The sequence below is a fragment of the Streptomyces sp. NPDC045470 genome (assembly GCF_040646595.1).
Classification (GTDB): domain Bacteria; phylum Actinomycetota; class Actinomycetes; order Streptomycetales; family Streptomycetaceae; genus Streptomyces.
On sequence record NZ_JBEZAN010000005.1, the window covers coordinates 97,309 to 121,626 of the forward strand.

General features: G+C 73.5%; 19 protein-coding genes. 2 read left to right on the forward strand and 17 right to left on the reverse strand.

All coding sequences use genetic code 11. The features are described 5' to 3' along the window. Nucleotides 1-3: 3 nt before the first annotated feature. From AB0A97_RS17780 to AB0A97_RS17835, 12 genes are all read right to left on the reverse strand, one after another. Nucleotides 4-876, reverse strand: coding sequence for a carbohydrate ABC transporter permease (locus AB0A97_RS17780; protein WP_361150414.1), 873 nt, complete (start codon nucleotides 874-876; stop codon nucleotides 4-6). Continuing rightward, nucleotides 873-1,883, reverse strand: a complete 1,011-nt coding sequence (locus tag AB0A97_RS17785) for a sugar ABC transporter permease (RefSeq protein WP_361150417.1) — start codon at nucleotides 1,881-1,883, stop codon at nucleotides 873-875. Before AB0A97_RS17785 ends, AB0A97_RS17780 begins: the two co-directional genes overlap by 4 nt. A gap of 64 nt (nucleotides 1,884-1,947) precedes the next feature. Next, a complete protein-coding gene (locus AB0A97_RS17790; protein ID WP_361150420.1) occupies nucleotides 1,948-3,267 on the reverse strand; it encodes an extracellular solute-binding protein in 1,320 nt (439 codons plus the stop codon). Further along, complete coding sequence (locus AB0A97_RS17795) at nucleotides 3,264-4,247, reverse strand: GNAT family N-acetyltransferase (RefSeq protein ID WP_361150423.1); 984 nt, start codon at nucleotides 4,245-4,247, stop codon at nucleotides 3,264-3,266. Before AB0A97_RS17795 ends, AB0A97_RS17790 begins: the two co-directional genes overlap by 4 nt. A 189-nt stretch (nucleotides 4,248-4,436) precedes the next feature. Continuing rightward, on the reverse strand, nucleotides 4,437-5,429 hold the full coding sequence (locus tag AB0A97_RS17800; protein WP_361150425.1) for a zinc-dependent alcohol dehydrogenase family protein: 993 nt from the start codon (nucleotides 5,427-5,429) through the stop codon (nucleotides 4,437-4,439). Further along, complete coding sequence (locus AB0A97_RS17805; RefSeq protein WP_361150427.1) at nucleotides 5,426-6,292, reverse strand: carbohydrate ABC transporter permease; 867 nt, start codon at nucleotides 6,290-6,292, stop codon at nucleotides 5,426-5,428. Before AB0A97_RS17805 ends, AB0A97_RS17800 begins: the two co-directional genes overlap by 4 nt. Continuing rightward, complete coding sequence (locus AB0A97_RS17810) at nucleotides 6,289-7,149, reverse strand: sugar ABC transporter permease (protein WP_361151069.1); 861 nt, start codon at nucleotides 7,147-7,149, stop codon at nucleotides 6,289-6,291. Before AB0A97_RS17810 ends, AB0A97_RS17805 begins: the two co-directional genes overlap by 4 nt. A gap of 115 nt (nucleotides 7,150-7,264) precedes the next feature. Next, the gene (locus AB0A97_RS17815; protein ID WP_361151071.1) at nucleotides 7,265-8,602 is read right to left on the reverse strand and encodes a sugar ABC transporter substrate-binding protein; all 1,338 of its coding nucleotides are present in this window, start codon (nucleotides 8,600-8,602) and stop codon (nucleotides 7,265-7,267) included. Nucleotides 8,603-8,870: 268 nt separating this feature from the next. Next, complete coding sequence (locus AB0A97_RS17820; protein ID WP_031000158.1) at nucleotides 8,871-9,632, reverse strand: DeoR/GlpR family DNA-binding transcription regulator; 762 nt, start codon at nucleotides 9,630-9,632, stop codon at nucleotides 8,871-8,873. Between the two features lie 326 nt (nucleotides 9,633-9,958). Further along, a complete protein-coding gene (locus tag AB0A97_RS17825) occupies nucleotides 9,959-11,260 on the reverse strand; it encodes a hypothetical protein (protein ID WP_361150429.1) in 1,302 nt (433 codons plus the stop codon). 116 nt (nucleotides 11,261-11,376) lie between these two features. Further along, on the reverse strand, nucleotides 11,377-12,693 hold the full coding sequence (locus AB0A97_RS17830; protein WP_361150432.1) for an erythromycin esterase family protein: 1,317 nt from the start codon (nucleotides 12,691-12,693) through the stop codon (nucleotides 11,377-11,379). A gap of 31 nt (nucleotides 12,694-12,724) precedes the next feature. Beyond that, complete coding sequence (locus tag AB0A97_RS17835; RefSeq protein WP_361150435.1) at nucleotides 12,725-13,519, reverse strand: SDR family oxidoreductase; 795 nt, start codon at nucleotides 13,517-13,519, stop codon at nucleotides 12,725-12,727. 538 nt (nucleotides 13,520-14,057) lie between these two features. On the opposite strand from AB0A97_RS17835, the gene AB0A97_RS17840 reads away from it, so the two are divergent. Further along, complete coding sequence (locus tag AB0A97_RS17840; RefSeq protein WP_167745392.1) at nucleotides 14,058-14,216, forward strand: hypothetical protein; 159 nt, start codon at nucleotides 14,058-14,060, stop codon at nucleotides 14,214-14,216. Between the two features lie 40 nt (nucleotides 14,217-14,256). On the opposite strand, the gene AB0A97_RS17845 is transcribed toward AB0A97_RS17840, so the two are convergent. Next, nucleotides 14,257-14,604, reverse strand: coding sequence for a hypothetical protein (locus tag AB0A97_RS17845; RefSeq protein ID WP_361150438.1), 348 nt, complete (start codon nucleotides 14,602-14,604; stop codon nucleotides 14,257-14,259). A 312-nt stretch (nucleotides 14,605-14,916) separates the two neighbouring features. On the opposite strand from AB0A97_RS17845, the gene AB0A97_RS17850 reads away from it, so the two are divergent. After that, entirely contained in the window at nucleotides 14,917-16,896 is a 1,980-nt protein-coding gene (locus AB0A97_RS17850; RefSeq protein ID WP_361150440.1) for a helix-turn-helix domain-containing protein, read from the forward strand. A gap of 70 nt (nucleotides 16,897-16,966) precedes the next feature. On the opposite strand, the gene AB0A97_RS17855 is transcribed toward AB0A97_RS17850, so the two are convergent. The 4 genes from AB0A97_RS17855 to AB0A97_RS17870 all read right to left on the reverse strand — a co-directional run bounded on the left by AB0A97_RS17855 (nucleotide 16,967) and on the right by AB0A97_RS17870 (nucleotide 24,304). Then, nucleotides 16,967-18,529, reverse strand: a complete 1,563-nt coding sequence (locus AB0A97_RS17855; RefSeq protein WP_361150443.1) for a peptide ligase PGM1-related protein — start codon at nucleotides 18,527-18,529, stop codon at nucleotides 16,967-16,969. Nucleotides 18,530-18,659: 130 nt separating this feature from the next. Further along, nucleotides 18,660-20,279, reverse strand: a complete 1,620-nt coding sequence (locus tag AB0A97_RS17860; RefSeq protein ID WP_361150445.1) for a GMC family oxidoreductase N-terminal domain-containing protein — start codon at nucleotides 20,277-20,279, stop codon at nucleotides 18,660-18,662. A gap of 131 nt (nucleotides 20,280-20,410) precedes the next feature. Continuing rightward, nucleotides 20,411-21,322 (reverse strand): ANTAR domain-containing protein, encoded by a 912-nt coding sequence (locus tag AB0A97_RS17865; protein WP_361150448.1) that lies wholly within the window; start codon nucleotides 21,320-21,322, stop codon nucleotides 20,411-20,413. 171 nt (nucleotides 21,323-21,493) lie between these two features. Next, nucleotides 21,494-24,304: an AAA family ATPase gene (locus tag AB0A97_RS17870; RefSeq protein WP_361150451.1), complete on the reverse strand. Its 2,811-nt coding sequence runs from the start codon at nucleotides 24,302-24,304 to the stop codon at nucleotides 21,494-21,496. Between the last annotated feature and the right edge of the window lie 14 nt (nucleotides 24,305-24,318).

Consider the following 24,318-nt stretch of genomic DNA (forward strand, 5'->3'; position numbering starts at 1 on the left):
GTCCTATTTGAGGCCGCTGAGCATGACACCCCTGATGTAGTACTTCTGCAGCAGGAGGAACAGGAGCAGCACGGGCAGCACACTCAGCATGAGCCCGGCCATCATGACGGGCACCATGCGGTTGGGGTCCAGGTAGCTCTGCAAGGTCTGGATCCCCACGGGCAGCGTCAGCAGACGGGGATTCGCGGTCGACACCAGCAACGCCCAGATGTACTCGTTCCAGGCGCTCACGAAGGTGAGCAGCGCGAGGGTCACGGCCACCGGCTTGGTCTGCGGTACGACGATGCGCCACCACACCGTGAACTCCCCGGCGCCGTCGATCCGGGCCGCCTCCAGCATCTCGTCCGGCACGGAGACGATGAACTGCCGCATCAGGAAGATCCCGAACCCGGACACCAGGAACGGCATGACCAGCGCGGCGAGGCTGACCGTCAGCCCCGCGCCGCCGTCGCCGAGCAGCCCGTTGCCGCCCGCCAGCGGCCAGTGCACGAGGATCAGGAAGTGCGGGATGAAGAAGACGAACGGCGGGAACATCATCGTCGCGAGCACCAGCCGGAAGATCAGGTCGCGGCCGGGGAAGCGCAGCTTGGCCAGGGCGTACCCCGCCAGGGAGGACGTCAGCAGCACCGAACCGGTGATCACGGCGGTGGCGACGACGCTGTTGCGGAACAGCAGCGGCAGGTCGAGCCGGACGAACGCCTCCCGGTAGTTGGACAGCTCGAAGGCCTCCGGCAGGAAGCGGTACGGGAGCCTGCCGTACTCGCCCGCCCCCTTGAACGAGGTCAGCAGCATGTCCAGGAACGGTACGACCGTCACCACCGCGCCCGCCCCCACCAGCAGGTACGACAGCCACGGGAAGCGCCTGCGCCGTCTCACGCGTCCTCTCCCTTCCGCCGGAACAGCCACAACTGCACCAGAGTGATCACCAGAATCAGGACGAACAGCACGAGGGCTGCCGCGCTCGCCGAACCCCAGTCCCCGTACTTGAACGCCCGCTGGTACATCTCCAGGGCGGCGACATTGGTCGCGTCGCCCGGCCCGCCCTCGCCGGTCATCACGATGATCAGCGCGAACGACTGGAGGCCGGTGATGAACTGGGTCACGCACACGAACAGCAGCGACGGCCGCAGCAGCGGCAGCGTGATGCGGGTGAAGACGGTGAACTGTCCGGCCCCGTCCAGCTCCGCCGCCTCGTAGTAGGAGCGGGGGATCGCCTTCAGGCCCGCGGTGAGGACGAGGATGGCGGAACCGAGGGAGGCCCACGCCTGCACCACCACGATCGAGGGCAGTGCCGTCGCCGGGTCCTGGAGGAAGGCGACGGAACGCAGGCCGAGCGCGTTGAGCACCCCGTTGACCAGGCCGCCCGGCTCGTACATGTACTTCCACACATTGCCGACCGCGACCACGGTGGTGACGATCGGCAGGAAGTACAGCGTGCGCCACAGGCCCTGGAAGCGCAGGTTGGTGATGCAGTGGGCGACCAGCACGGCGCCGCTCAGCGCCAGGACCACGGTGCCCAGCGCGTACAGCAGCGTGTTGCTCAGGACCGGTGTCAGGAAGGACGAGCCGCGGGCGAAGAGATCGGCGAAGTTGTCCGTGCCCACCGGCCGTATGTCGGCGAGGTCGAAGCCCGCCCAGCGGGACAGCGACAGCAGCACCGCGAACAGCAGCGGCAGAACGAGGAAGATCGCGAAGAAGAGCAGGCTGGGGGTGAGGAAGAGGTAGGCGACGACGGTCTGCCGACGGCGGCGCCGGTGCGCGGCGGCGCGGGCCCGGTTGCCGGCCGCCGGTGCGTCCTCGTCGCCGCGGCGCACGGCGTCCGCGCCGCCTCTCCCGCGGCCCCCGCCCCCGTCCTCGTCCGCGCTTCCGACCGTTGTCGCCATGCAGCACCAGCCTTTCGGGACGGGCGGACCGACGGGAGAGGGTCCGAGGGGGCGGGGCGTGCGGTCAGCGGGAGAGTTCCTGGTCGACCTGGTGTACGGCGGTGCGGACAGCGCCGTCCGGTGACAGGCGGCCGGTCCACATCTCCTCGATGTTCTTGCGCAGCAGCGCTTTCGCCTTCTGCGCGCGCGGTCCGTTCGGCTCCGGCGTGGCGTGGTCCAGCGCGTCGACGAACGGGCCCAGATTCGGATCGCCGCCGGCGGCCAGCAGACCCCGCATGTCGCGGGTGCGGCCGGTCATCGTGCCGACCGACATCTGCAGCACGCTCATCCGGGTGGCGCGCACCGCGGCGGCCGGGCCCGCCTGCGGACCGGCCGGCACCACCTCGTCGTTCAGCCAGCGCAGGAACTCCCACGCCTCCCGCGGATGCCGGCTCCTGGCGTTGACGCCCAGCAGGAAGCCGGTGGTGATCGTGCCCCGGTTGCCGGGCGCGGGCCCCGGGACCGGCGCCACCGCGACATCGCGGTAGTCCCGGCCCATCGACTGCTTCAGGCTGCCCGTCCACCAGGCGCCGCTGATCGCCATCGCCACCCGGCCCGCCGAAAAGGCTTTCATCAGGTCGATGCCGGGGTCGCTCGCGCCCCGGTCGATCAGCCGGTGCTCCAGTGCGAAGACGGCCCGGCCGGCGGGGGAGTCGAGGGCGCTGCGGGCGCCGTCCGCCCGGAGAAACGATCCGCCGCGGGAGGCCAGCAGCGCCAGCGTCTGGTTCACCACGGTCGCGTCGTCGGTCCGTGACAGCCCGAAGCCCTGCACGAGCGTGTTGCCGTGCCGGTCGCGCCGCGCGGTCCGGTACGCGGTCTCCTCCAGCTCCCGCCAGGTGCGCGGCGGCCCGTCCACCCCGGCCGCGCGCAGCAGCCGCTTGTTGTAGTACAGCGCGTAGGACTGCACCTCCGTGGGATAGCCGATGATCCGGCCGTGCACCGAAGCCGCCCGGACCGCGGCGCCCGCGAAGCCGCGCGCGATCCGGGCGGCGTCCTCGGGCGGGGCCGGCCGCACCACCCCGGCCTGCGCCAGTTGACCGGCCCACAGGCTGTACGGGTGGATGATGTCCGCGCCCTGCCCCGCGGCCTGCCGGACCATCAAGGTGGTCAGCAGATCCTGGAAACGGACCGCCGTGGTCCGCACGTGCACCCGGTCGTGCCCGGCGTTCCAGGCGTCCACCGCCCGTTGCAGTGCCGATTTCAGCGGCTCCGTCGCATAGTGCGACAGCAGCGTCAGCACGACCGGGTCGCCGGGGCGGCCGCTCCCGCTCCGGCCCGGGGCACCGCAGCCCGCCGCGGTCACCGCCGCTCCCGCCAGCCCCGCCAGCACCCGGCGCCGCCTCATGGCCGTACCTCCCGCCGAAGGATCTCGAACGTACGGGTCGTGACGAACCCCGCCGATCTGTAGAGCTGACCGGCCGGACTCCGCTCGCCCGTCCACAGGAACCACGCGCCGTGCGCGCCCGCCGCCCGCATCCGCTCCAGCGTCAGGTGCAGCAGCACCTTGCCCAGACCGGTGCCGCGCTGGTCCGCCCGCACCCCGAACGGCCCGAACCGTTCCACCAGCCCCTCGTACGCCCCGTGCATCGCCCACCCCACGACCCGGCCCGACGGATCGTGAGCCGTCACGATGCGGTCCAGCGGCGCTCCGCCGTCCAGCGCCCGGCGGATTGCCCACGGCCAGTCGGGGCCGAACTCCTCCCCGGCCAGTCGCAGCAGCCCCACCAGGTCGCCGTCCCGCGGCGTGCCGAAGCGGTAGCCCTCGGCGGCCAGGGCGGCGGCCCGCTCGCGCACCGCGTCGGGCATCCGGTGACCGGCCAGCCCCAGATCCATCGCGACGGCTTCGCCCCGGGGCCGGAAGTCCAGCTTCGCCAGCAGCCGGGCGGCGTCCGGGTAGGCGGCACGGTCCAGACCGGGCAGGAAGTAATGGGGTGTGTACGCGGCGAAGTCCACCCGGGTGCGGCCGTGCCCGGCGAGCCAGTCGAGCACCTCGGTGAGCAGCCGGCGCCCGAGCCCGGCGCGGCGGGCGGCCGGGTCGACGAAGAAGAACGGGATCCAGCCCTGCTCCGGCTCCAGGCCGCCGCCGGCCACCGGGACGGTCCGGCGCACTCCGTACGCGGCCCCGACCAGCTCTCCGTCCCGCACGGCCACGCGCAGCCCCGCCGGATCGAAGTTCGGGTCGAGCAGCACCTGAAGGCGGAAACGTTCCCGCGTCACGGGGTCGTACGGAGCGCCGCGGGCCCACGCCGCGACGAGCGGGGCGACGTCCCCGGGGGCGAACGCGCGGACCCGCCCCGGGGCCGCGTGCGGCGTCGCGTGGTCCATCGGCGTCCTCTCGTCCGCGTCCCGTACGGGTCGGCAGGGCCATGGTCCCGGCCTCGTGCCCAGGCTCCAACACCTTCCGCACCCCGGGCTTCAGGACGTGCGCGCCGACGGCGATCGACCTCCGTCAATCCCCCGGTTGGCCCGCTTCGGGGCCCCGGCGAGGGGCCCCGCGCGCCGACCGGGCCCGGGTCAGGGCGTGACCAGGATCTTCCGGCCCTGGCCCGCCTTGAAGCGGTCCAGCGCCTCCGCGTACCGGTCCAGGGGCAGCCGGTCGCTGATGAAGACGTCCGGGTCCAGGACGCCCGCGGCGAAGAGCTCGGCGGCCCGCTCGTAGCTGTGCAGGACCGCCATCGAACCGGTGATGGTGATCTCCTGGTTGTAGATCCGGTACGGCTCGATCACGGCGCGCGCCGCGTAGTCGGAGACACCGAACTGCAGGAACGTGCCGCCCTTGCCGACACGGCCCAGCGCGTCCTGGATGGCGCGCTCGTTGCCGGTGGCGTCGATGACCACGTCCCAGCCGCGCGGCCGGTCCAGCTCGTCGGCGGAGGCCGCCGCGTTGCCGCACCCGAGCTGCCGCGCGGTGGCCAGCCGCTGCGGGTTGACGTCGACGATGTCGACGCCCGCGGCCCCGGTGCGCTTGGCGAGTTCGAGCATCATCAGCCCCATCGTGCCGGACCCGTAGATCAGCACATGGGTGCCGAGCTGCTGGGAGCGGAGGATGTCGTAGCCCCGTACGGCGCAGGACAGCGGCTCGATGAGCGCCGCGTCCTCGGTCCGTACGTGCTCGGGCAGCTTGACGCAGTTGGCGGCCGGTGCGACGGCGAACTCGGCGGCGCCGCCCGCCGTGGTCACCCCGATGGCGGCCCACCGTTCGCACAGGTTGTTGCGGCCGATGCGGCAGTAGTGGCACGCGTAGCAGTACAGGGAGGGGTCGACGGCGACCCGGTCGCCCTCGGCCAGCCCGGTGACCTCGCCACCGGTGGCGACGACGGTGCCCGCGAACTCGTGGCCGGGCACGACGGGCAGCGTCGGCGCGAACTCGCCCTGGAGGATGTGCAGATCGGTACCGCACAGCCCGCAGCCCGCGACGTCCACGACGACTTCCCGCGGCCCGGGCGCCGGATCACCGACGGTGGTGACCTCGACACGGCCCGGGGCGCTGATGACGGCGGCCTTCATTTCACGGCTCCTAGGGAGAGGCCCTGGACGAGCTTGTCCTGGGCGGCGAACCCGGCGGCGAGCACCGGCAGGGAGATCACGGTGGCGGCGGCGCACACCTTCGCCAGGAACAGGCCCTGGCTGGTCACGAACCCGGTCAGGAAGACCGGTGAGGTCCCGGCGACGATGCCGGTGAGCACCCGGGCGAACAGCAGCTCGTTCCAGCTGAAGATGAACGAGATCAGCGCGGTGGCCGCGATGCCGGGCAGCGCGACCGGCGCGACGATGCGCACCAGCGTCGTCGGCAGTCCGGCACCGTCGATGGAGGCCGCCTCCAGCATCTCCACCGGCACCTCGGCCAGGAAGGACCGCATCATCCACACCGCGATCGGCAGGTTCATCGAGGTGTAGAGGATGACGAGCAGCCAGACGTTGTCCAGCATCCGGGTGTTCTGCGCGATCAGGTAGACCGGCAGCAGCCCGGCCACCAGCGGCAGCATCTTGGTGGACAGGAAGAAGAACAGCACGTCGCTCCACTTGCGCACCGGCTTGATGGAGAGCGCGTACGCCGCCGGGACGGCGAGCACCAGCACCAGCAGGGTGGAGACCACCGACGCCGTCAGCGAGTTGATCAGCGGTGGCCAGGGGCTGATGCCGGTGCCCGCGCCGAAGAACTCGCGGTAGCCGTGCAGCGTCAGACCGGCGCCGACGCTCGGCGGATTGGTGGCCGCGTCCGTCTCGCTGTGGAAGGAGGTGAGCACCATCCACGCCACCGGCAGGAAGAAGGCGATGCCGCAGAGCCAGGCCGCCAGGCCCAGCAGACTTCCGGTGCGCCGCCGGCGCCGTTCGGCGGGCGCGATGCCCCGTACCGTACTCGCGCTCATCGGGTGACCTCCTCACGGAGCAGGGACGAGACGCTGCGCAGCGCGAAGGTCGCCACCAGCAGGGAGCAGACGACGACCACGACGCCCTGCGCGGAGGCCCGTCCGTAGTCGTGGGCCTGGTAGAAGGTCTGGTAGATGGTGTACGGGAGGTTGGCGGTGCCCAGGCCGCCCGAGGTGATGGTGAACACCGCGTCGAAGTTCTGCACCACGTGGACGGTGCCGAGGAGGGCGGCCAGCTCCAGGTAGCGGCGCAGGTGGGGGAGGGTGAGGTAGCGGAACACGTCGAAGGCGGAGGCGCCGTCGACCCGGGCCGCCTCGACCGCGTCGGCGGGCCGGCTCTGCAGCCCGGCCAGCAGGATCAGCATCATGAACGGCGTCCACTGCCAGATCAGCGCCATCTCGACCGCCGCCAGCGGCGAGGCGGTCATCCAGTCCGGCTGCGGCGGGTCCGCGCTGCCGAACAGTTTCCATATCCAGGTCAGCGTGCCGTTGATCAGCCCGTACGAGGCGTTGTAGAGCGCGTGCTTCCACAGCAGCGCGGCAGCGACCGGTACGACCAGGAACGGGGTGATCAGCATCGTACGGACGACGCCGCGCCCCCAGAACTTGCGGTCCAGCAGCAGCGCGAGGCCGAGGCCCAGGAGGAGGCTGACCAGGACGACGGTCACGGTCAGCAGGACCGTGGTCCAGATGGCCGAGCGCATCGCGGGGTCGGTGAAGACGGCCTTGTAGTTGTCGAGGGCCGCGAAGCCCTTGTTGTCGGGGGCCAGCGCGTTCCACCGGGTGAAGGAGATGACGACGGTGGCCACGAAGGGGAGCTGGGTCACCACGACCAGGAAGACCAGGGCGGGCAGCAGCGGGGCGCGGCGGGCCCAGCCCGCGGCGCGCCGGGCGGTTCCCGCGCCCCCGCGGGGGCGTGCCGCGCCGTCGGGCCGCCGGGTGCCGCCCCGGCCGCCCTGCTCGTCGCGCGTCTCAACGCTCCGCGTAGGCACGGGCCATCTCCTCTGCCAGCCGCTGGCTCTTGTCGAGCGCCTCGGAGACGCTCTGCCGCCCCGCGATCGCAGAACTGACCTCGTGCGAGACCTTGGTGCCCAGGTCGGAGAACTCGGGGATGCCGACGAACTGGATGCCGGGCGCGGGTCGCGGCTGCACCCCGGGGTCGTCGGGCCGCGCCGAGGTGATCGCGTTCTTCGTCGCCGCGGCGAACGCCCCGGAGTGCCGCAGGTAGTCGGGGTCGCGGTAGGTGGAGGCACGCTTGCCGGCCGGTACCTTCGACCAGCCCAGCCGCTCGCCCACCAGCCGTTCGTAGTCCTTGCCGGAGGCCCAGGAGATGAACTTCCAGGCCGCGTCCTGGTGGGTGCTCGCCTTCTGCACGCCCCACGCCCAGGTGTAGAGCCAGCCCGAACTCGCCGTCCGCTCGACCGGCGCGGGAGCGTAGCCGACCTTCCCGGCGACCTTGGAGTCGCCGCTCTCCAGCGATCCGGCGCCGGCGGTCGCGTCGTACCACATGGCGACCTTGCCCTGCTGCATGTCGTTCAGGCACTCGGCGTACCCGGCCTGCGGGGCGCCCGCCTGCCCGTGCGCCCGCAGCAGGCCGACGTAGAAGCGGGTGGCGGCGGTGAACTCCGGACTGTTCACCCGGGCCTGCCAGTCCTTGGTGAACCAGGTGCCGCCGAAGGTGTTCACCACCGAGGTCAGCGGTGCCGCGAGCTGCCCCCAGCCGGGCTGGCCGCGCAGGCAGATGCCCTTCATGCCCGGGCGCGCGCCGTCGAGCTTCGCGGCGAGCGCCGCGACCTGCTTCCAGGTGGGTTGCGCCGGCATCGTCAGGCCCAGGTGCCGCAACACGTCCTTGCGGTACATCAGGAACGACGACTCCCCGTAGAACGGCTGCGCGTAGACCTTTCCGTCGGCGGCGGTCAGCGACTTCCGTACGGGGGCGAGCAGGTCCGCCTGGTCGTACCCGGTGTCCCGCGCGGCCCGGTCGCCGAGCGGGGTCAGCCAGCCGTTGCGGGCGTAGATGGGCGTCTCGTAGTTGCTGAGGCTGGCCACGTCGTACTGGCCGGCCTGGCTGGAGAAGTCCTGGCTCATCTTGTCGCGCAGGTCGTCCTCGGGCAGCACGGTGTAGTTCACCTTGATGCCGGTGTTCTTGGTGAAGTGCTCGGCGGTCAGCCGTTGCAGGTCCGCCATCTGCGGGTTGTTCACCATCAGGACGTTGATCGTGTCGCGGCCCTCGTTGCCGAGGGCGCCGGCGCCCCGGTAACAGCCCCCGAGAGCCAGGGAGACGGCCACCACGACGGCCGCCAGGCCCAGCGGACCACGCCGTCCGGTCGGTGGGACGGACCGCCGTGGCCGGCCGGTCCTTCCGGGAGATCGTGCTCGCACGGCTCGACACCTCTCTGCTGGGGGCTGTGGGGAAAAGGCCGGGGACGCACCGAACGGTGCGGCCCGGGACGCGTGATGTGCGGGTCCGCGCGCACGACGGACCGCGCGTCCGGAGCGCACGCCTGTACGGGACGGCGTGTGCTCCTCGCGCGTGGTGTGCGTGGTGCGTGGGGTGTGCGTGTGGTGCGTGCCGGTGTCAGACCCGCAGGACCTGCGGGCCCAGCAGGGTGTACCGATGGGCCTCAGGGGCGGACAGCCCGGTGTCCGTGACGATGGTGTCCAGATCCCGTACGGCCGCGAACCGGCAGAAACTGCTCGCCCCGAACTTGCTGTGCACCCCGATCAGCACCCGCCGCCGCGACGACCGCACGGCCTGCGCCTTCACATCGGCGACGGCCGGGTCGGGGGTGGTCAGGCCGTGTTCCCGCGACACCCCGTTCGCACCGAGGAACGCCAGGTCGATGACGAACCCGGCGAGCATGTCCCGGGCCCAGGAACCCACCGCCGCCTGCGTGCCGGACCGTACCCGGCCGCCGAGCAGCAGCACGGTGGTCGTGTCGGACGCGGAGACCAGCGACGCGGTGCGCAGCGAGGACGTCACCACCGTCAGCGGCCGGTCGGTGGGCAGCAGCATGGCCAGCAGCTCCGGCGTGTACCCCTCGTCGACGAACACGGTCTCGGCCTCGCCGACGAGCTGCGCGGCGGCCGCCGCGATCCGCCGCTTCTCCGCCACCTGCTGGGTCTCCCGCCGGGCCAGCGTGGTCTCGAAACCCGCGCTCTCCACCGGGTAAGCGGCCCCGTGGGTACGCCGGACCAGGCCGCGCCGCTCCAGTTCGCTCAGGTCCCGCCGGACGGTCTCGCGGGCCACCCCGAACTCCCCGGCGACGTCCGTGACGTCCACCCGGCCGGCCTGGCGGGCCAGCACGAGGATGCGGTGCTGGCGTTCCTCGGCTCTCACGGCGCACTCCTGCTCGGTTCCCTCGGTTCCACGGCGTTCCGTTCGGTCATCGTCCTGCCCGTTTCTGCCCGGCACCAGGTTTATAGCAAGCAGAAGGGCGCGTTCCGATGCCCGTCATGGCGCAAAACCCGCCCGCTTCGGCCCGCTTGAGCCCCGCCGTCACGGGGCATGACGCCCTGTCCCGGCCCGTTCGCCTCCTGTGCGCGCCCGTTCCCCGGTACGCGGACTCCGGCCCCGGTACGCGGACGCACCCGTTCCGGTCCACGGCCTACCGCCCCCGGGGCCGCCCAGGACCCTCCAGGGCTGCCCAGGACGGCCCGAAGGCATCAGCTCAGGATCAACCGCTCCGTGTCGAAATCCGCGACGACCTCCAGCCGGCCGCTCAGGGCCGCCACGTAGGCCGCGAGGGTGGGCAGCTCGACGGAGCCCGGTGCGGCCTCCTCGACCGCCGCCACCCGGGCGGCCGGAACACCCATCCGCACGGCGAGCTGCTCCTGCGTCAGCCCCCGGTGGCGGCGCACCGACGCCAGCCGCTGCCCCCGGTTCCGCGCCATGAGCAACGCCGCGCCGCGGTGCCGGTCCTCGTCCCGCCCGGGGTACCAGGCGCGGAGGAAGTCCCGGCTGCCGCAGAAGGTCTCGTCCTCCGCGCCGGGCTCCCGGCCCGCGGATTCCCGCCTGGCCAGGCGCTCGCGGGCCAGCGGCAGGGCGTACTCGTACCACTCCCACCACTGAGCGCGGTCCGCGGCCACGGCGAGCAGCACCACGGCCTCGGCGGCTCCGGTGCGCCCCGCGGCCTCCGCGGCCTCCGCGGCCTCCGCGGCCTCCCCGGCCTCGACGGTGCACAGCACCCGCAGGTCCCGGCCCGTCAGCGCGCCGAGCCGCAGCTCGTACAGCTCCGTCTCCCGCGGCCGGTCACCCAGCGGCTCCCGGACCGCACGCTCCAGCCGCTCGGCCTCGGCGACCATGTCGCCGGCCGCGGCCCGGGCCATGGCGACCGCGCCGTCCGCGGCGGCACACGACGCCGCGTCCGTGCCGGCCGCCCCGTCCGCCGCGCCGCACGCCTCGTGGACGCCCTGCTGGGCGCGCCCGGCCCGCTGGACCGCCTCCACCCCCGCCCGGCGGGACCGGAAGAGGTCGGCCTGGTTCTGCACCCGTCGGCTGATCGCGAGGAGAGCGGTCTCCCGCTCACCGACGTCGGCGCGCGACTGACGGAGCAGCACCTGCTGGTGGCGCACCGCCGACCAGCGGTCCGCCGCTTCCCGTGCGAGATTCTCCCGGCCCGACGCGGCGGCCTGTGCCCCCAGATCGGCCATCCGCCGGGCCTGCCTCGTCAACTCGGTGATGCGGTGGTCGAGTTGACGGCGGTACGCCGCCACCTCGGCCACCGCCTGCCGCACCTTCCGCAGCAGGGTGAGCTGGCGCTGGTACCAGTAGTCCAGGGCCTCCCGGGGCTCGCCCGCCCGCAGAGCGGCCCCGACCGGGACCACCAGCGGAGGCCCCAGCCGCGGGCCCTGCTCCAGGAACGCGGTGACCGCCTCCCCGGCAAGCCGGGCCGCCGGGGCGTCGTCACGGCGCAGGGCATTCAGCCGGCTCCGCGCCTCCCGTGCCACCACCAGCCGGTACGTCATGACGGCCTCACTCCCCGGCGGGCCCCGCACGGGCCACCGGCTTCCACTGTGCCGCCCGCGTCCGGCCGCTGTCCCGCCTTCGGGACAGGGCGGGGCGGTCGGGCCGCGGGTGTCGCTCAGAGGCCGAGGTCGTCGACCACCGTGGAGGCCGGGACACTCAGGATGCCGTCGAAGGCCTCGGTCACGGGGGTGTGCAGATACCCGCTCTGCATACGGATGCGGTCGGGCCCGTCGGCGTCGTCCGTGCCCCGCAGCCCCCGCAGCCCGGCGAGGCTGATGCCGGACCCGAGCCCTGCCTCCTCGAAGGCGGCTTCGACGCTGCCGGGTTCCGGTGTGCCGAGGGCGGTGTCCTCGACGCGGAAGCCGAAGGTGGTGTTCTCGTCCAGGTGCATCTCGGCGGTCCGGCCGCGCACGCTGGTCATGCCGAGGGCGAAGTAGTCCTCGCCCAGCGCGTGGCTCAGGTGCAGGCCCATCGGCAGCCCTGTGAGGCGGCCGTCGAACGAGACGGAGGTCCGCTGGATGTGGGCGTTGTGCGCGGGCAGCACGACACGTGTCCCGGGCGCGGCGCGGTCCAGGAGCCACCGGGCCGAGTCGGCCATGAACACCTCACGGGACGAGGTGTCGGCCGGTGAACCGCCACCCGCGTACAGCGCGGCCATGGCGCGGAACTGGTGGTCGGTGTGGCACGCCGCCTCGGCGCGGCGCAGCGCGATGTCGTACTCGCGCCGGCCGCCGCGCTCGACGTACAGCGGTTCCATGGCGCGCAGCCGGATACGCAGGCGGACCAGCATCGCGCTCAGGGTGTCCTGCTCGTCGGTGCCCAGCCGGGACCAGGCGGGTGCGGCGAGCGCCATGGAGGCGGCACCGAACCGCTCGGCGGTCTTCATGGCGTCCTGCACGAGCGGCAGGCCGTCCGGATCGACCTCGCGGAGGTATGCGGCGAGCGGCGTCAGGGCCGGGAGCAGGGAGCCCCCGGCCGCGGGCACGTCGACACCGGTGAACCGTACGGGCAGGGTCGCGGTCCGGTTGTAGCGGCGCAGCCAGTGCAGCGGGCCCGACAGCCCGATGGGAACGGTCGCCGCGGTCTGCCGCGCGAAGTCCTCCTCGGCGCCCTCCCCCTGCACCCACGCGTCCAGCGCGAAGCCTTCGCTGAAGCCGAACTCGAAGGCCAGGGCGGTGAATCCGCAGCGCTGGACGAGGAAGCGCAGCACGCGTTCGCGGGCCAGGCCGAACTCCTCGACGAAATGGGAGTTCTCGCCGAGCGCGACGACCCGGGCGTCACCGATGAGCGCCCGCAGCGGCTCCAGATCGTCCAGCGGCTCCTCGGGGTCGAGGGTGCGGAGCGCGGTCGCCCGCTCGCGGAGCCGGCCGGCGAACCGGCTCCCGCCGTCGCCGTCGGCCGTCTGGTGACGGCCGTGGTGGGTGTCGGGCATATCGGCGCTCATTCCTCTGCGGTCGGCGGTCTCAGGGCAGGATCGAGTCCACGTAACCACCGTCGACGCGCAGCGCGCCGCCCGTGGTCGCCGACGCTTGCGGCGAGCTGAGGTACACGACCATGTTGGCGATCTCCTCGGGCTCGATGAGCCGCTGCAGCAGCGACTGCGGGCGGTGCGTCCGCATGAACTCGCGCTGCGCAGCGTCCCACGGGAGATCGCGGTCGACCAACTGATATACGAAGTCCTCGACGCCGCCGGTGTGCGTCGGCCCGGCGATCACGGAGTTGACGGTGACGCCCGTCCCGGCGGCCTCCTTGGCGAAGCCCCGGGCGACGGCCAGCAGGGACGTCTTGGACATCCCGTAATGAATCATCTCGGCGGGCACCACGACCGCGGAGTCACTGGCGATGTTCTGCACGCGTCCCCAGCCGCGTTCCTTCATGCCCGGCAGATACAGCCGGATCAGCCGGACGGCGCTGAGCACATTGGTCTCGAAGTAGGTGCGCCACTCGTCGTCCGTGATCTCCAGGGCCGGGCGCGCGCCGAAGATGCCGAGGTTGTTCACGAGGATGTCGGTGTGCGGTACGGCCGACCGGAGTTCCCGCGCGCCGGTCTCGGTGGCGAGGTCGGCCGGGACACCGGTCACCGTGGCGCCGGGCACCGTGTCGCGCAGCCGCCCGGCGGCCTCGTCGAGCCGTCCGGAGTGGCGCCCCGTCAGCACCACGTCGGCGCCTGCCCGGGCGAGGCCGGTCGCGATGGCGTGGCCGATGCCCTGGGACGAACCCGTCACCACGGCCGTCCGGCCGGAGAGGTCGATGTGCATGTCCGGGCTCCCTTCGCTGGTGCGTCGCTGTCGTGTACGTCCGCTGCCAGCATCGCGGGTGCGGCGCGTCCGGTGTGCGGGGCGCGCGGGGCACGGGGGTGGTGTGCGGCGTGTGATGTATCTCCCCCCTCCGTGCGGCATGGAGTCCCGTAGGGCGGGTAACTGCGGCGATGCGTCAAGGCGATCATGTGAGGGAAGAGGAAAAGGATGTTGTTGGCGCACCCGGTGGTGTTGGGTAACCTGCGTCGAGCAGTACTGGACATCGCGGGTGCTGCGTGCTGAGGACGGCAGTCCTGAGCTGCGCAGACGACGGGCGTTCGCGTCCGCTCGCGGTGCCTTCCCACCGGAACGAAGGATGTTGATGCGGCACTGGTCGCGGCCGGGCACCGGTTGCCCGGCCCAGGCGTACGGGAGGATTTCCTCCTCGCCGCCTGACACGCGCTCCGCCCGCGGTTCCGGCGTCGTTGTAGTTTCCGCACGCGCACTCCCGCCACGGGCGGGGGACGGTGCGGCTGAATGGTTCGAGGACTGACCCCACATGACCGCTGCCCGCCTGCCCGCCGGCCCACCGATCTACGAGAGCCTCATCGAGGAGCACGGCGACGTGCTGGCCCAGGTGCGCCAGCTGGCCAAGGAGACGGAGCGCGAGGCCAACGAACTGCTGGACTGGAGCGAGCTCCGCGCGGGCCGGGACTGACCGCCGCCCGGTGGACGGCCCGCCTCCGGGGCGGCTGCGCTCAGGCCCTGCCGCCCTCGCGCGGCGGTGCCGGCCGGGGCGGCAGGCGGCGGGTCAGCTGGTCGAGCGCTTCCACGGTCGCCAGGCTGGTCTGCACCTGGTGCAGGGACTGGGCGAGACAGGTGTGGGCGCCCGCCACGGTGTCGTGCGCGTGGTCCCGGATCTGGCCGATCAGGTTCTCCAGCATGTCCAGCGACGCGAAGAGGTCGGCGAGCGCGGACCGGTTCGCCTCGGTCAGCCGCAGCACGTACGGGTCCGGGCACCGGCTCGCGTCGGAGGAGACGTCGGCGGGATGAGGGCGTCCGTTCCAGCGCGGCGTCACGGTCGGCTCCTGCGGCAAGCTCGGCATGGGCGGTCCTCGGGTGTCTGTCGGGGTACGTGCGGCCCGCCGCGGCCGCCCCGGCCGTTCGTGCCGGGCCGGTGCCGGGTCCCTGCGCCGGGCGCCGCGGCACGCCTCGTACGGCGCCCGAAGTCGTCCGGCCGCACTCGGAATTACAGCACGCCGCCAGTAGGGCGTGCTGTCTCAGTGTGAGACGGTGCGGCGGCAACGCCCCTGCTCCCGGCGGGTGTTCGGGCCGGGCAAGGGAAGTGCCGTACACGGTGGTGCGATTGAGCCCGCTCGCGGGGATCGCGGTTCGGCCCCCGGGGCATGTCTGCAACCATGGATTTCCGGCAGTTCCCCGAAGAGGCGGCCATGCGGGCACGCGAGCGGATGCTGAGCGGTGCCTTGGAGGCGGCGGCGCGCGGACCGGACGGGCGTGGCACGGCCGGCCCCGCCGGTTCCCCCGCTCCCGCGGCCCCTGCCGCCCCCGGCGCCGCGGCCCCCGGTGCGCCGTGCCCCCGGATCCGGGAAGCGGTCCTCGCCTCCTGGAGACGCTGCCGTCTGCACGCGGTGGACGCCGACCGGCTGCACGTCCCGCACGTGGAGCAGCACATCGACTGGGACAGCCGCTTCCTGTCCGCGGCGGCGCCGGTCCTCGACCGCGTCGAGCAACTCCTCACCGACTGCACCGCCGGCGTGGTCCTCGCCGACTCCGCGGCCCGGGTCCTGTCCCGCCGGGGTGGTGACGCGGCGGTCGTGCGCCTGATGGACCGGGTGCACCTCCTCCCGGGATTCAGTTACGCGGAGGAGGCCGTCGGCACCAACGGGATCGGTACCGCGCTCACCGAACGGCGCCTGAGCACCGTCTTCGGCGCCGAACACTTCGCCGAGCCGCTGCGGCGCGCCGCGTGCGCCGGCATCCCCGTACGCAATCCGCTCACCGGACGGCAGGAAGGCGTCGTCAACCTGACGTGCCTGCGGCAGGACGCCTCCCCGCTGATGGCAGCGGTGGTACGGCAGGCCGCCGCCGACATCGAGGAACGGCTGCTGGACCGGTACTCCGGCAAGGAGCGCGCGGCCCTGGACGCGTTCCTCGCCGCGGGCCGCCGCACCAGCGGCCCGGTGCTCCTGGTGACCCCCACCCTGCGGACGGCCAACACCGAGGCGGTACGCCTCCTGGAGCCGCAGGACCTGTGCCAGGCGGGCGCGCTCGCCGCCGACCTGCTGGCCGCACCGGCGGGGAGCCGCAGGCAGCGCGTCGACGTGTCGCTGCGACTGGCTTCCGGCGCCGACGTACGGGTGCGCTGCACCCTGGTCGGCCCGCCCGACCGGCCGATCGGCTGCGTCGTCGGCATGACGACGGCGGAGGGCCAGGAGGTTCCCACCCCGGCGGACCGGACATCCGGTACGCGGACCGGTCCGCAGCCGCCCCCGGCGCCGCTCCCGGCGCAACTGCCGGGCCTGGCCGGCCGCTCGCCGTCCTGGCGTTCGGCGAGCCGGGACGTCGCGTCCGCCTGCCGCCAGCGGCTGCCGACCCGTGTGGTGGGTGAGGCCGGGGTGGGCAAGCTGGCCCTGGTGCGCGCCGCCCACCACTGGGTACGGCCCCGGAAACGGCTGCACGTGCTGGACCTGACGGCCCATCAGGACACCACGGACCTCCTGTCCCGCACCGAAGAGGCGTTACGGGACGAGGACGGTACGGTGGTGCTCCAGCATCTGGAAGTGGCGGACCGGGAGCTGATGTCCCGGCTGGAGACGCTGCTCACCGGGGCGCGGCGCAACCGTGGCACCGGACCGTGGGTCGTCGGCCTGTACACGGCCCCCGGGCAGGGGCCCGTCCCGGCGGTCGCCCCGACAGGCGCCGAGCCCCCGGCGCTGGACAGTGCCGTCTTCCCGTGCACGGTCGCGGTGGCACCGCTGCGCTACCGGCCCGAGGACATCCGCGACCTGGTCCCCGCCCTGCTGGCCCGGCACGGCCGCGGTGGCACGGTGTCCTGCACCCCGGCGGCGATGCAGGTCCTCACCCGCTGCGACTGGCCGGGCAACGTACGGCACTTGAGCAGGGTGCTCCAGCAGGCGGCACGCGGGCGACGGCAGGCCGACCTGCAACCGCATGACCTCGCGCCGGAGTGCCACAGTTCCTGCCGCCGCACTCTCACCCCCTGGGAGGCCGCCGAACGCGACGCGATCGTACGGGCGTTGCACGACGCCGCGGGCAACCGCGACGCGGCGGCCCGGCAACTGGGCATCTCCCGGGCCACCATCTACCGCAAGATCCGCCTCTACGGTGTCACCGTGGCACCCGCGCGAGCCCGGTGAGGAGCGCGGCGGCGGGCTCCGCGCCGCCTGCCTCCGGACGGCCGGCCCGCACGGCTGACGGGCGTACGGCTCACCAGGTGCCCGGGGCGGCGGCGCCCGGCGCGCCCAGGGCGTCCAGCAGAGCGACGAACCGGCGGAAGCGCCCGTGCGCCGCCTCGGCCGAACGGTCGACGGCGACGGCACCGAGCTTCCCGAAGCCGGGCAGCGCGCCCAGCATGTGGAGGACGACCCCCCGGCGGTCCTCGTGCCGGTAGAGCAGTCCTTCGCGGGAGGCGGCGTCGAGGACCCGCTCCGGGGTGAGCGAGCGGTAGGAGTCCCGGTGCAGGCGGTCGGAGGCGACGTAACAGCACGGTTCCCCCTCCGGGGTCAGGAACTCCCCGGCCCGGGGGGCGTGGCTGCCGCCGGTCGCGCCGTGCAGGAACATGAGGGGCGCCGTGCCGCCGCCCATCCGCAGATTGATCTCCACGGCATGGTGCCGGAAACCGGACGTCCCGCGCACCGAGACGAAGTCGACGCTGGCGATACCGACCATCCCCGCGGCGGCGAGGGCACGGCCCGCCCGGTGGGCCAGTTCCCGCAGCGCCGGACGGTACTCCGCCCGGGCGGGGGAGGAGCAGCCGGTGTACGTCTGGCGCAGGGCGGCGTCGAAGAGCTGGTCCTGGGTGGAGATCACCTGCACGTCGCCCGACGGGGACGCGTGCACCTGGGCGGACGGGGAGGCGACCGCGGCCCCGTCCAGGAACTCCTCCACGACACCGCCCATGACGTCCAGTTTCCCGGCGTAGTGCGCCCAGTCGTCGGGCGGAGCGGCGAACTCGATGCGGTCCGGAAGAACGCGCCGGATCCAGCGCCCGGCACCGCTGCCCCGGGGCGCCCCGCGAAAGGCGAACATCGCGTTGCCGCCGGCGCCGAAGCCGTCATTCAGTTTGATCATGGCGCGGTCCACGTCGGGATGCGCCGCCCGCAGCTCGGTGAGCGCGGCGACCAGGTCGTCCCGGTCCCGTACCCCCTCGACACCGCGGGGTACGGGCACACCGGCGGACTTGAACAAGGCGCGCGCACCGCTCTTGGTCCCCAGGTGCGACAGGTCCGGGTCGCACGCGTACAGCGGCACGCCGAGCCGTACGGCCAGCGACCGCTCGTGCCGCGAACCGTTGAAGGCGAGCAGGCAGGCGTCCTCCGGCGCGCGCACCAGGCCGCTGATGCGCGCCAGCAGGTCGGGGCGCCGGAGAACCTTCTGGGTGAGCGGGACGGGGCGGTCGTCCCCGCAGTCCAGGAGGACGAGCCTGCGCCGGGCGTCCGGGACGGACAGCGAACGGACCAGCCCGAGAGCGTAGGCGACCAGCGGCTCGGGCAGCGGCAGGCTGGTGACGTAGACGAGATGACGGCGCGGGTCGCGGAGCAGGTGCAGGAAGGCGAGCAGGCGTTCCTCGTAGTGGACGATCCCGGGAATCTTGTCCATCCCGGCCTGGTCGAGTGTGAAGCTCGGCACGACCACGACGACCCCGGGCGGCCCGTTCCCCGCACGTACCCCGTCACTCCCGAACGGGCTGCGCAGCCGCTCCCGCAGTACCCGGAAAGCGGCCGCCTCGCCCGTCGGCCCCACGCCGTCGTCCGCCGCGCCCAGTGCCACGATGGCACCCCTCCAGCCGTCTCGACGCCCTGACCTTCAGCGCCAGCATGACAAACAGCCGACGGCGCGGGGCGGACGCGGACGGCGGCGGCATCGGCCGGACCCGGCCGGCCGATGCCGCCTGCCGCGGTCAGCCCTGGTCGGCTGTGATCAGTTCCGCGGCCCGCTCGCCGACCACCATGGAGGGGGCCATCGTGTTGGCGACCGTCACATGGGGCAGCACCGAGGCGTCGGCGACGCGGAGGCCGTCGACGCCGTGCACCTTGAGCCGGGCGTCCACGACGGCGTCCTGGTCCCGGCCCATCCGGGCCGTGCCGCTCTGGTGCCAGTACGTCTCGACGGCGTTGCGCAGGAACAGATCGAGGGTGTCCGCCGCGGAGGACGCGGGGGACACCTCCCGCTCGGCGAACGGGCGGAGCGCGGCGGAGTTGCCGACCTCGCGGGCCATGGTCACCGCGGACAGGGCCGAGCGTACGTCGTCGGGGTCGGCGAAGAAGTTCGTCTCGACGCGCGGCCCGACCAGCGGGTCCAGGCTCGCCAGGCGGACCCGGCCGCGGCTGCCGGGGCGCAGGCGCATGGCGGGCATCAGGGTGAAACACCGTTCCGGCGGCGGGTACTGGGCCGCGCTCTCGGCGGAGACGGACGGGGCGGGCGAGAGGTACATGACGAACTCCGGCGCGCCCGGCCGCGTGTCGTCGCCCCAGAAGCAGACGGCCTGGCTGCGCGTGGGCACCGGCATCGGCACGTCCTCGGCCTCCCACATGCAGGGCAGGCGTATGTGGTCGTCGAGGTTGCGGCCGACGCCGGACAGGTGCTGGACCACCGGTACGCCGGCGGAGCGCAGTTCGGCCTCGTCCCCGATCCCGGACCGCATGAGGACGGCCGGGGTGCCGATCGCGCCCAGCGACAGCACCACCTCCCGTGCCGCGTGCGCGCGCACCGGCTTGCCGTCGTGGACGAACTCCACGCCGGAGGCCCGGCCCCCGGAGAGCAGCACGCGGGAGACCGTCGCGTGCGGCAGGACCGTGAGGTTGGGCTGCCCCAGGAGAGGGGCGACATAGCGGCTGAAGGGGGTCTGCCGTACGCCCGCGTGGTAGTTCTCGTCCCGTACGGAGCAGCCGGCGTCCTTCTCCATCAGGGCGCCGTTGGAACTGTCGAAACGGGAGACGCCGGTGGCCTCGGCGCCGTCGAGGAAGGCGGTGAAGAGCGGGTGCACGTCCTGCGCCGGCTGAATCCGCATGGGCCCACCGCTGCCCCGGCGTTCGGGGTCGGGCGCGCCCTGCCAGTCCTCGATCTTCCGGTAGAGCTCCAGTACGTGTGCGTAGCCCCACGCGGGATCGCCGGTCAGCTCGGCGTAGGAATCCCAGTCGCTGCGGTGCCCGCGGGCCCACACACCGGCGTTGACGGCGCCGCCCCCGCCCAGGCCGCGGCCCGTCGCGTAGGCGAGCCGGCGCCCGTTCAGGTGCGGGTTCGGCTCCGTGACGTGGTCCCAGGTCCGCTCGGTGCCGAGATTGGCGGGCCACAGGTCGGGGTTGCGCACGCGCTCGTCATCGTCGTCGCCGCCGCTCTCGACGAGCAGCACCGTGACGGCGGGGTCGGCCGCGAGCCGGCCGGCCAGGACGGAACCGGCCGAACCGGCCCCGCACACGATGTAGTCGAAGGCGGCGCCGTCGTCGACGCGGTCGGCGAGTCCGGTCCGGTGCGGCAGTGCGGTGGCCGTGGCGGCGTCCTGTCCGGGCGCGTTGCTCATGCTCATCATCTCCTTGCAGCCGGGTACTGAGCGACTGGCGGTCCCCCGTACCCGTTCCGCGGCCGGCGCGTCGAAACGGCCGGACGGTCGGGCTGTTCGCCGTCGCCACCCCAACCGGCCGGAACAATCTTCTATTCCGTGCGCCGCCGGGCCGCGTCCGCCCGCAGGTCCCTGCCGCGTCGGTGCAGGTCCTCCAGGGCGTCCATCAGGACCGTGCGGTGGTGCCACTCCAGCCACCGGCCCGCCTGTGCGGCCACCCCGTCCAGGGCGGTGGCCTGCACTCGCGTGAGGTCCTGTCCCGGCTTGGGGAGGTGGAGGGAGAACACCCCGACGGCACGGCCGGCGGACGAGAGCATCGGAAGGCTGTGCGCGGTGCGGCTGCCGACCGCGAGGATCATTTCGCGGGCCGGTTCGCTGATCGCCGGATCGGTGGCGACGTCCGCGACGACGCGTACCCGGCGCCGGGCGGCGACGGCGCAGGACGTGCCCTCCTCGACCACGGCGAAGAAGTCGAGGAACTCCTCGCTGAGCCCGCGATGGTGCTGCATCTGGAGACCGACAGCGGGCTCCAGCGTCTGCAGGTCACCCATGGGCGCCTCGGTGAACGCCAGCGCCTGGTGCAGCACCTGCTTCAGAACGGTGCTGCGGTTGACCTTGTCCGGGCGGTGGCCGGGCAGGAACCTCAGCGTCGGAGGCGTCCGGCCGGACCGGCCGGGAAACCACAGGCCCCGCTCGTCGTCGGGGCGGGGGACGGAGACCACGGCGGACGCGAGGTTGCGCAGTTTCAGGTTGTGCTGCTGCGAGCAGCGCTTCATCAGCTCGAACGCGGTCTCCGCGTCGGGCAGCCGGTAGCGTTCCTGGAGCAGGCCCTGCGCGTGGGAGATCAGCGGATGCGCGCGCAGTTTGCCCCGCAGGTCCCGTACCTCCCGGCGGAGCCGGTCCAGCTCCCGCGACTCGTCGTTCGGCGTGCCGTCGGCGTCCGGTGATACGGCGGCCGGGTCGGGACGGCGGGCCGCTGACGGCGGGTCCACTGGCTCTGGCATGGCATTCCCTCCCTTGTTAGGGCCGTTCCCAGGGCGCCGCGAGCCGTCAGCGGCCGGCTGCTCGGGCGGCATCTCGGCCTCTGCGAACCTAACCCATCCATCGATGACGGCCCGCCGGAGGCGGACAATTCGGGCGCCTTGTGGTAGGGGTCACTCGTCGCCCGACGGACGTCAGTCGACCAGTTCGCCCGACGCCATCAGCCGCGTCAGCTCGGTCCGGGAGCGGACGCCCAGTTTCCGGTAGACGCGCGTGAGGTGCGCCTCGACCGTCTTGCGGGAGACGAAGAGGGAGACCGCCGCCTCGGTGTTGTTCAGGCCGCGGGCCACCGCACGGGCCACCTGGAACTCCTGCGGCGTCAGTTGCTCCCAGACACCGTCCGGCGCGGCCGGAGCCGTCGGCGGGGCGCCGGTGGCCGCCAGCTCACCGGCGGCCCGCCGCGCCCACGGCACCGCGCCCAGGCTCTCGAAGCGCGCCAGCGCCGAGGCGAGCGGGGCCCGGGCGGCGGCGGGGTGGCGGTAGCGGCGCAGCAGTTCCGCCTCGCACAGCAGCGTGCGGGCCTGCTCGAACGGCTCCCGGATGCGCTCGTGCGCCGCGAGCGCCGCGGCGAACGCGGCCCGCGCGGCCTCGTACGACGCGGCGAGCAGGCCCCGGCAGCGGGCGGCGGCGGCCTCCGCGGCCGCCAGCCCGGTGGCCCGCGCCCGTTCCTCCAGCCAGTCCGCGACCTCCCCGGCGCGGGCGGTGTCGCCCGTCCGCAGCTTCGCCTCGACGAGATCGGCCGCGCACGGCACGACCAGCGGGTTGCCCACCCCCTGCGCGGTGACCAGTGCGAAGCTCTGCTCCAACTGGTCGGCGGCGGCGCAGTGGTCACCGTGGGCGAGCGCGGCCAGCCCCAGCGCGGCGGTCAGGTGCCTCTCCAGGCAGCCGATGCCGTATCCGCCGACCTCCCGCCGGGCCCGGCCGACCTGCTCCTCGCACCGCACCCGGTCGCCGCGCAGCGCGTCCAGCCGGGCCAGGCAGGCCAGGCTGTAGCCGACGCAGGAGATCTGGCCCAGCTCCTCCGACCAGTGCAGGGCCTCGGTGGCGTCGCCGTACCCGGCGGTCCAGTGGCCGACCCGGGCCTCCAGATCGCTGCGTACGGCCAGGGTGAACGGCAGGACGCCGGGCGCGCTGTGCCGGCGGGCCGACTCCACGGCGGAGTTGAGCAGCCGGCGGCTGCGGTCGTGGTCCTCGACCCAGTTCCACGCCTGCCCGGCCAGCGCGTACAACTGCTGGTTGCGTACGGGATCGCCGGTGCAGTGTCCGTCGGCGGCGCCCAGCATGGCCACACCCCGGCCGATCTGCCCGGAGACCGCCAGCGCGGACCCGAGCAGGGCCATGCTCAGCCAGCGGTCCGGCCCCGACTCGGAGGCCAGGCGGAACGAATCCTCGGCGGTCCGCACGGCGGCGATCACCCGGCCGTCCATGCCGGCGGGCACCACCGCCTCGGCGAGCAGGACGCACGCCCGTACGGCATCGGTGCGGCGGACGGTGCGCGCGGCCTCCGCGAGGAGTTCGTAGGCGCGCGCGGGCTCGCCGTTCCAGGTGTGGATGCGCCCCAGCAGCAGCTCGATGTCGGCGCGTACGGAGGGTTCCGTCGTCGTACGCAGCGCTTCCTCGCACCACTGGGAACTGGATGCCGAGCCGCCCAGGAAGGCGTCGGACGCGGCGCGGTGCAGCAGGTCCGCGCGCGCCACCCGGTCCTCGGTCAGCTCCGCGGCCCGCCGCCAGGCCAGCGCGGACTCCTCGAACGCGCTGCGTCGGCGGGCCTCTTCCGCCGCTTCCGACAGGGCGGCGGCGGCCTGCGCGTCGGGGCCGGTGGCGGCCGCCGCCCGGTACCACGCGTGCAGCGGGCCGCGGGTGACCTGCGCCAGGGCACCGAACGCGGCGAGCCGGTGGGCCAGCGGCGCCCGCCCGAGCACCAGCGGCCGCAGCACGGGATGCCGGAAGTCCAGCCCGTCGCCGGTGGACGCCACGAGGCCGTCCTCCTCGGCCGGGCACAGGGCCGACAGCGACAGGCCGAGCACTCCCAGCGCCTCGCACAGCCCGGCCAGCGCGGTCGACCGGTGCGCGGCTAGTACGGTCAGGGCCTGCCGGGTGGCCTCGGGAAGCGCGTTGATCCGGGCCGACCAGGCACGTTCCAGGTGCCGCCCCAGCGACGGCGGTTTGTGCATCGGCTCCTCGCCGCGCGCCTGCGCCGGGGTGAGGGAGCGGGCGGCCTCCAGCAGAGCCAGCGGATTGCCGCCACTGATCTTCACCAGGTCCGCCTCCACCGCCGGCGCCGTCACGACGCCCGACCGCCGCAGCAACTGCCCGCACTCGCTCCGGGACAGCCCGGTGACCTCGACGGACGGCAGATTGTGCGGCGCGCCCGGCTCGCCGGGCTCCTCGCGCGAGGTGAACGCGAGCGCCACCCGCTCGCCCGCCACCCGCCGCGCGACGAACAGCAGCACCCGCTGGGAGGACGGGTCGACCCACTGCAGATCGTCCACGAGCACCACCACCGGCTTCTTCTCGCCGAGCGCGGCCAGCACGTTCAACGCGCCCATGCAGGCCGCGTACGGATTGGTCAGCGGCTCCCCGGACAGGGCCAGACACGACTCCAGCGCCGCGCGCTGCACCCCGGGGAGTTCCCTGAATTCTGAACCGAACGGGAGCAACAGGTCGGCCAGCGCCGCGAACGGCAGGACCGTCTCCGACTCGATGCCCCGCGCCCACAGCGCGGCGTCCCCGGCCTGCTCGGCGGCATACTCCAGCAGCGCCGTCTTGCCCACCCCGGGCTCACCCCACAGCAGCAGCGCCGCACCCCCGTCGGCCCCGGCGGCCAGCAGACCGTCGATCAGGCGGCGTTCGCGCCCGCGGCCCACCAGGCCAGGGCCCACCAGGCCAGGGCCCGCCGGGCGGGGGAGCCGGGACCAGCCGGAAGTCCGTCGCCTGCCGTCCATGTCGCACCCCCGGG